6 protein-coding genes are annotated in these 8,614 nt (G+C 52.5%); all 6 read right to left on the bottom strand.

Translation table 11 applies throughout. The annotated features are described in order from the left end of the window. Positions 1-20: 20 nt before the first annotated feature. Positions 21-1,394 (bottom strand): HD-GYP domain-containing protein, encoded by a 1,374-nt coding sequence (locus NP603_RS21460; RefSeq protein WP_256612905.1) that lies wholly within the window; start codon positions 1,392-1,394, stop codon positions 21-23. Between the two features lie 4 nt (positions 1,395-1,398). Further along, positions 1,399-4,104 (bottom strand): cation-translocating P-type ATPase, encoded by a 2,706-nt coding sequence (locus NP603_RS21455; protein ID WP_256612904.1) that lies wholly within the window; start codon positions 4,102-4,104, stop codon positions 1,399-1,401. A gap of 77 nt (positions 4,105-4,181) precedes the next feature. After that, on the bottom strand, positions 4,182-4,751 hold the full coding sequence (locus NP603_RS21450; RefSeq protein WP_256612903.1) for a hypothetical protein: 570 nt from the start codon (positions 4,749-4,751) through the stop codon (positions 4,182-4,184). Between the two features lie 12 nt (positions 4,752-4,763). Further along, positions 4,764-5,084 (bottom strand): hypothetical protein, encoded by a 321-nt coding sequence (locus NP603_RS21445; RefSeq protein ID WP_256612902.1) that lies wholly within the window; start codon positions 5,082-5,084, stop codon positions 4,764-4,766. 18 nt (positions 5,085-5,102) lie between these two features. Next, the gene (locus tag NP603_RS21440; protein WP_256612901.1) at positions 5,103-5,720 is read right to left on the bottom strand and encodes a cation efflux transmembrane domain-containing protein; all 618 of its coding nucleotides are present in this window, start codon (positions 5,718-5,720) and stop codon (positions 5,103-5,105) included. A gap of 56 nt (positions 5,721-5,776) precedes the next feature. Then, positions 5,777-8,614: efflux RND transporter permease subunit (locus NP603_RS21435; protein WP_256612900.1), on the bottom strand; the 2,838-nt coding region annotated here is incomplete at its 5' end.

Below are 8,614 nucleotides of genomic sequence, written 5' to 3'. Positions count from 1 at the left end.
CACCGTATTGGGTCAATCTCCTAAGCCGATGTGCGTGCAACTTCATATCTTGCCTTTCGAGCCTTAAACGCAGTGTTCAAAAAGTGTTCGCCAACAAGGCGTTGCAGCATTGCTTCCAGTTGAGATTCGTCTAAATCATTCACCTCTTGATGAAGACGCGGAGCAATCTTGGCAAAAATCGTTACCAGTTGAGGGTCAAAGTGGCTGCCACCCTCTTTAGTGAGCTTGGTAATAGCATCAACCGCTGGCCACGCGTCCTTGTACGGACGGTGCGAGGTCAGCGCATCAAACACGTCCCCGATAGCGAATATTCGTGCGTTCAGTGGAATGGCGTCCCCTTTAAGGCCTTGCAGATACCCGCTGCCGTCATATTTTTCATGGTGAAACTCCACGACATCCCGCGCACCGATCAACCAGTGCGATTTGTTTAGAATTTCCACGCCTAATGCCACATGCGTTTTCATGACCTCGAATTCATCCACTGTCAGTTTTTCCGGTTTCAGCAAAATCGGATCACGGATACCGATCTTGCCGACATCATGTAAAAAAGCTCCGGCAATTAGATCGCGCATATTATCTTGAGACAATCCGACCGCTTCACCCAGCCGCAAGGCGTAATAGGTCACCCGATAGTTATGATGGTTGGTTTCCGAATCGCGCTCCGCGATGGCGCAACCGAGCACATTCATGAGTTCAAGATTACCCTGTAAGAGTTCGCCGGAAAGCCTGATGACGCCTCGATTGAGGGAGAGGACAATCGGATACATCAATAGGCTGGTAAAGAAAATGCCCAGCGTAACAAAACCCAGCATACGGATTAGGTTTTGCTTCAAGGCGGCAAAGGTTTCCGGATCAACCTGATAGACGCCTTCGAAATACCCCATCGGCGAATCCTGTTCGCCACGTAGCGGAACCAGGGTGACTAGCCACAATTGGCCATGAATGAAATGAAGGTCGTGAGTAAACCCATCGGCTTTTGGAAATTGATGGCGATATTGATCGATGAAATGTTCGACAAATTCCTTTCCTTTTCTAACGGCTTCGAGCTTTAATTGCTTGTTGCGGTCGTATAATTCAACAATCAGAAAATGCAGGCTAACCAGTTGTTCAGCCAGTTGCCTCAGGTGTTCGGTCGATTGGGCATCGAGTTGTTCCAGATTATGGGCCGATGCCCCGCTGAATATCGCTGATTCCTTCAGCGCAAGGGCATGAACTAACTGCTCGGCTCTCTTGATCTCCAGCCATAAAATGGAACCGCCTACCGTTACGCTCAGGAACAACCAACCTAAAAGCAATCGAACCAGAATTTTTCGATGGATAAAGCGATTGGTGGACATCGCTTGTGGCGATTTCATCCTTTTAGATTGATAGCGATGTGATTGCTTGGTTTTCATTGTTCTAAGCAAACTTTTTAGCTCGATTAAGCAGGATTTTTCTGAGCTCTAAGATTGCCAAGGGTATAAATCCAACCCCGATCCAGACTACACACTGATGCAACGACACCGATTTGATCTGAAACAGGGTTTGCAGCATGGGAACATGGTGTATTGCCAACTGTAAGCTAAAGCACACGGCGACAATCAGAAACAAACGCAAATTGGAGAACAAACCGATTTGCCAGATGACGCGTTGCTCGCTTCGCGCACCGAAGGCACGCAGCAAACCGGTAATCACCAGAGCAGTAAAGGCGGCGTCGCGAGCTTGATCAAGCGTATTGCCGACTATATGCAGTTCATAGGCAAACACGCCGAGCGTGACGCTCGCGGCTAATAAACCGGTGAATAAAGTCAGATAAAACAAATGCCGGTTGAGTAACTGGGACTGAGCCTGTCGAGGCGGGCGATTCAATACCCCCGGATCAATTGGATCGGTGGAAAGGGCCAAGGCCGCAAAACCATCGGTGACCAGGTTGATCCACAAAAGATGTAGCGGTAAAAGCGGTAATGGCCAACCCAACAGCACGGCGCCCAACATCACCAACAACTCGCCGGTGCTACTGCCCAGCAGGTAAGCCAAGGTTTTGGCGATGTTGTCATAAATGCCGCGTCCTTCTTCAACGGCGGCGACAATGGAAGCAAAATTATCATCGGCAACAATCATGTCGGCGGCTTCTTTGGTCACTTCAGTACCGGTAATGCCCATAGCGATTCCGATGGACGCCTCTTTGATAGCCGGCGCATCGTTCACGCCGTCTCCCGTCATCGCGACAACCGCCCCAGTCGCTTTCCATGCCCGCACAATACGCAGTTTATGCTCGGCTGTTACCCGTGCATACACCGAAACATGCGGTACGCGTTCCTTTAACTCAGCATCGTCCAAGTGGTCTATCTCGGTACCAATCAGAACTTCATCGCCCTTATCCATAATCCCTAATTCGCAGCCAATAGCTCGCGCAGTATCAGGGTGGTCGCCGGTGATCATCACCGTTTTGATCCCTGCCCGTTTGCATTTGCTGACGGCCTCTCTGGCTTCACCACGCGGCGGGTCCTGTAAGCCAACGAGTCCTAGCAAAATAAGCTGCTGTTCGATCTCGACATCACTACCGAATACGCCCGCACCGAAATGGATGCCTTCTAGTGGACGCTCTGCCACGGCCAGCACTCGCAACGCATCGTTGGCCAGTAAGCGATTGGCCTGAAAAAATCGAGTGCGGTCGATTTCAGTCAATGCCCTGACACCTTGGTCGGTACGAATCAACGTGCAACGGCTAAGAACGACTTCGGGAGCACCTTTGACAAAGGCCCAGGGGAAATTAGCCTGACGACGGATAACGCTCATGCGTTTGCGGTCAGAATCAAAAGGGATCACCGCCAAACGCGGCATGTCCGTTTCAATGGCAGAACGGGTAATATTCGCTTTCGCGGCGGCCACCAATAACGCCCCCTCGGTAGGATCGCCTACGACAGTAGATCGGCCATCGATTAGCGTGAGTTCGGCATCGTTGCATGCCGCCGATGCTCGCAGCAAGGCGAATAATTCGGGGCTTTCCGAAGGGAAACTTTCCACGTTGCCAGAGAAGAATGTGCCTTCCGTGGCGTAACCTTCACCGGTAACACGATAGAGGTTTTGCGAGGTCACCAACTTGCGGGCCGTCATTTCACCCATCGTCAGCGTGCCGGTCTTGTCGGTACAAATCACCTGGGCACGGCCTAGCGTTTCAACCGAAGCCAAACGTCGTACCAAGGCATGACGCTGAACCATACGCTGTACACCCAAAGCCAGCGCAATCGTTACCACCGCCGGCAACCCTTCGGGAATCGCCGCGACGGCAAGACTCACCGAACTTAGGAAAAGCTCAAAGGGGGCGATGCCTCGCCATAATCCCAGCCCAAAAATTAAGCCGACGATGCCGAAACATGCCATCAACAACAGACGCCCAACTCGTTCCAGTTGGCGTTGCAATGGCGTTTCTCCGCTTTCGGCCGATTCGAGCAGTTTCGCTATGCGGCCAAGTTCGGTTTCCATGCCGGTATTAACCACCACTGCGCGAGCGGAACCACCGGTCACACTGGTACCGAGAAAAACCATATTGCGCCGCTCAGCCAGCGGTGTGTCCAATGCCAAGCTATCGGTACACTTAGCCACGGCTTGCGACTCGCCTGTGAGCGGGGCTTCATTGACGCGAAATACGGATGCTTGAATAAGGCGGGCATCCGCCGCAACCAAATCGCCCGCTTCGAGTAACAGTAGGTCGCCCGGAACGACTTCAGTGGTTGTGATCACCAAACTATGGCCATCCCGAACCGCTCGGCAATGCGGCGCTGTTAAACGAGCGAGTGCGGCTGCCGCTTTCTCGGCCCGATACTCCTGGAGAAAGCCAATGACCGCATTCAAGATCACGATAGCGATGATGGCAATACCGTCGATGACTTCACCGAGTGCGACGGAAACGGCCGCTGCGCCAATCAGTACCCAAATAACGAGACTTTTAAACTGGCTGATAAGAATCACCAAAGCCGAAAATCGCTTGCCCTTATCCAGTTTATTTTGCCCATATCGAGCAAGTCGCTTTTTCGCCTCATCGGTGGAAAGTCCCTGTTCCATATCGGTCGCAAGCAGACCTGCGGTTTCGATTGAAGATAGCTTGTGCCATGTATGCGTCATGACACACCTCCCTTTAAACATATCGATAATGTCAGAGATAACGACCGGTGGCAGCGTGGGATTATCAAAACGAGTCCCTATTCCGGAATACTGCCCAATAACGAATCCACTGCGGTAGAAACCGCTAGATCGACCCTTTTATCGTTTATTAGCACGCCAAATACCCCACCATCCCCGACCAAACAAATAACGCTGTCCCGCCATAGCAGCAAACCTTTCTCCTTGTCGTAGAGAAAGCCTGCCACTTCCACCTTATCCTGGCTGCCAACCACATTGAGATCGATAAGGGCTAAGACCATGATCCAGCGTGCATCCGGCGGACCAAGGCGTTTTATCAAGGCAGGATCGGCGGCCCGTAGACTATCGTTGGTCAGGGTAGAGCTCTCGCGTGAATCACTCAGGATCACCGGGTATCCTTTCCGCTTCAGTATCGTTGCCGCCTTTTCGCGTAAGGGTTCTTCGAGATATGCCGCAACCTGTTTATCGATTCGCGCATCAACGGCTGGCAGTAGCGTAATCTGGCCTATGGATTCAGGCTTAAATTCCGAAGCCCGGTAGAATGCCGGCTGGGTAACGGCACATCCTTCCAGCAAGAAAAGCACACCGACTAAGGTGATTAGAATTGATTTATGCCAACGGATAGTCATGTCTCACCCCCCTCACTCTTTCTGGCGATGCAAATTTGCCATCATCAAATTTTCCTCAGCCGCCTTTTCGTAGGCATTGATCAATGCTTGGCAATGTTCTTTAAACCCTTCGGCTTGCCGGCCATAAAGATAGCTTTTAGCCTCATATTGGCTCAAAAACATCTTGTGTTCCTGAACCTTGGCCTGCATCTCCTTAGCGGTTTCTTCATAATGCTTTACCAACGCCTCATGCTGTACGGCCAGGTCCAAATCCATCGAATGAGGCTTGATTTCGCTACAGGCCGCTAGTAAGCCTGTCATTAAAAGCAAAGTGATCAGTAATTTTGTTTTCATAGGTGATTTCCAGATAGTTTAAATTTTCGGATAATTAATTTCTTTGAGCGCGGAACGGATAACACGGAATGAAGAATTCAGCAGCAGCATGACAAGACAGGATGCGACGACAATATCCGCCCATCCCGATTCAAAGTACCAAACTGCTCCCGCTGTGATAAATACCGATAGATTTGACGCTATATCATTTCTTGAACATTCCCATACCGAGCTCATATTGATGTCTTCGTTTCTGTGCTTCCACAGCAAAAATAGACATAGCGAATTTGCAGCTAGGCCCGCCAAACTGAAAATACCCATAATTTCGTAAGATGGCAGTACAGGCTCAATCAGCCGCAGAATGATTTGCGCCAAGACCACACACGCCCCGATCAATATCAAACTACCCTTAAATAAGGCCACTTTCGCCTTAGTGGTCGCTTCTTTAGAAACGGCGTAAAGGCTTAAGCCATATGTCAACGCATCGCCGAGATTGTCCAGGCTGTCCGAGAGCAGAGCCGTTGATTTTCCGTAAACGGCCCCGCCGACAATGACGACAAACATAACCGCATTAACAACGAGCACGGCTTTAAGCGTGCCGCGTTGTCGTTCGCGTAATTTCTCAATTGCGCAGTTATTTTCACAACATGAAGCCATATCAAAATTCTCCGTGAGCCTAACCAATTGATGAAAGCATCAGTAACCTCTCAAGACTATGAGGTTCGAAACCGTTCTTGAAACTGCAACACCAGGCTGTAAATCACCGGGAACACCAAAAGGCTTAATATCAACACGGTCAGCATGCCGCCCAACGCGGGGGCGGCAATGCGTTGCGTCACATCCGCGCCGGTGCCGGTCGCCGTCATGATGGGTATCAAACCGATGATGTTGGCCAGCGAGGTAATCGCGACCGGCCGGACGCGTAATGCCGTCGCGGCTTCGCTGGCCACTCGGATTTCCTCGCCGGTCAAGGGCGCCTGTTTTTGCGCCCTGAGCTTATCGATTTCAATATCGATAAAGCTCAGCACCATCACCCCGGTTTCCGCCGCCGTACCCGCCAGCGCGATCAGTCCGACATAGACGGTAATCGACAGGTTATAGCCCAACCAATAGACGAACCAGATACCACCGATCAGGCTAAAAGGAATCGCCAGCATCACGATGGTGGGTTCGGTGATGTTTCGAAAGGCGGTGTATAGCAGAATAAAAATCAGCAGTAGCGTGATGGGTATCACGATGCGTAGCCTTTCCGCGGCCCGCTGCATGTATTCGAACTGGCCCGACCAAGTGACGGTATAACCGGCGGGCAACGTGACTTTTTCGGCCAAGGCCTTTTTCGCCTGCTCCACATAACCGCCGATGTCCGAGGTTTTTAGGTCGACATAAATCCAGGCATTGGGCCGTGCATCCTCTGTTTTGATCACGTCGGTACCGCGCTTGAAATCGATGTTCGCCACCGCCGTCAACGGGATTTGGCTACCGGTCGGCGTCGGAATCAGCACCCGCCGTAAAGCTTCCGGATTGTCACGCAAATCGCGCGGATACCTGAGATTGACCGGATAGCGCTCCAGACCTTCGACGGTCTCGGTGATGTTCATGCCGCCAATCGCGCTTTGGATTACATCCTGTACGTCGCCGACCGTTAAGCCGTAACGCGCGGCCGCTTCGCGGTTGATGTCGAAATCCAGGAAATAGCCGCCGACCGCCCGGTCGCCATAGGCCGACAGAGTGTCCGGCAAGGTTTTCATGGCCTGTTCGATTTGCAGCGACAGGGATTGCAGCACGTTCAGGTCGGGACCGGAGACCTTGATGCCGACCGGGGTCTTGATGCCGGTGGACAGCATGTCGATGCGAGTCTTGATGGGCATGGTCCAGGCGTTGGCTAAACCAGGGAAATGGATAGCCTTATCCATGTCATCCATTAGTTGCCGCGTGGTCTTGTTCGGGTCGGGCCACTGTTCTCTTGGCTTTAACTTAATGGTGGTTTCCACCATCATCAACGGCGCGGCATCGGTGGCGGTTTCCGCCCGACCGATCTTGCCGAACACATGATGCACTTCCGGAAAGGTCTTGATGATCTTGTCGGTCTGTTGCAAGACTTCCCTGGCTTTGGTGATGGAGATGCCCGGAAAGGTGGTGGGCATGTATAAAATATCGCCTTCATCCAGGGGCGGCATAAATTCACTGCCCAATTGGGATAAGGGATAAAAGGTCGAGGCCATCAACAGCAGCGCCACGACCAGCGTGGCACCTCGCCAGCGCATCGCTATTCTTAAGACCGGCGAATGAATGGCATGCAAAATCCGATTAATCGGATTTTTTTGCTCGGGAATGATCTTGCCGCGCACGAAATACCCCATCAACACCGGCACCAAGGTGATGGTCAAGATCGCGGCGGCCGCCATCGCATAGGTTTTGGTGTACGCCAATGGGCTAAATAGTCGGCCTTCCTGCGCTTCCATGGTAATAATCGGCAGGAAGGACACGGTAATCACCAGCAAGGACGAAAACAAACCGGAGCCGACTTCGCGGGACGCATTGCCGATGGCTTCCCAGCGTTCCTGTGAAGTCAACTTGGCTTGTTTTTTCTCGGCCGCTTCGGCCAGGTGTTTATGAGCGTTTTCCACCATCACCACGCCGCCATCAACCATGTCGCCGATGGCCAGCGCGATGCCGCCCAAGGACATGATGTTGGCGTTCATGCCTTGCCATTTCATCACGATAAAGGCCATCAGGATGCCTAGCGGCAGGGTGATGACAATCACCAGGGACGAACGCAAATGCAGCAAAAACAAGGCGACCAAGGCGCAGACGATGATCAGCTCCTGGCTCAGCGCCTCTTTCAAGGTGTCCACCGCCCTCTCGATCAAACTGCCCCGGTCATAGACCGGGACGATTTCCACACCTGCCGGCAGGCCTTTTTTCAGTTCTTCCAGCTTCGCACGTACATCTTCAATGGTTGCCAGCGCATTTTCGCCGAAGCGCATGATCACCACGCCGCCGGCCACTTCGCCTTCGCCGTTGAGTTCGGTGACGCCGCGCCGCAGCTCCGGACCGATCTGCACGTGGGCGACATCCTGCAAGCGAATCGGCGTGCCGTTGGCATCGACGCCCACCGGTATGGTGTTCAGGTCGTCGATGGATTTGATATAGCCCAAGCCCCTGACCATGTACTCGGTTTCGCCGAGCTCCAGTAAACGGCCGCCCACGTCGTTGTTTGAGCGTTTGATGGCCATCATCACGGTGGATAACGGGATCTCATAGGCCTGCAACGCATTGGGATCGACTTCCACCTGATATTGCTTGACGTAGCCACCGACCGAGGCGACTTCCGACACACCGGGCACGGTTTGCAGTGGATAGCGCAGATACCAGTCCTGGATGGATCGTAACTGAGCCAAATCATGTTTGCCGGTCTTGTCCACCAAGGTATATTCATAAACCCAGCCGACGCCGGTGGCATCCGGCCCTAATGCTGGCGTGACGCCTTGCGGCAGGCGGTTTTTCACATAGTTGAGGTATTCCAGCACCCGCGACCTGGCCCAATACAT

Source organism: Methylomonas aurea (assembly GCF_024505045.1).
Lineage (GTDB): Bacteria > Pseudomonadota > Gammaproteobacteria > Methylococcales > Methylomonadaceae > Methylomonas > Methylomonas aurea.
This window is presented reverse-complemented; position numbering and strand designations above follow the sequence as displayed.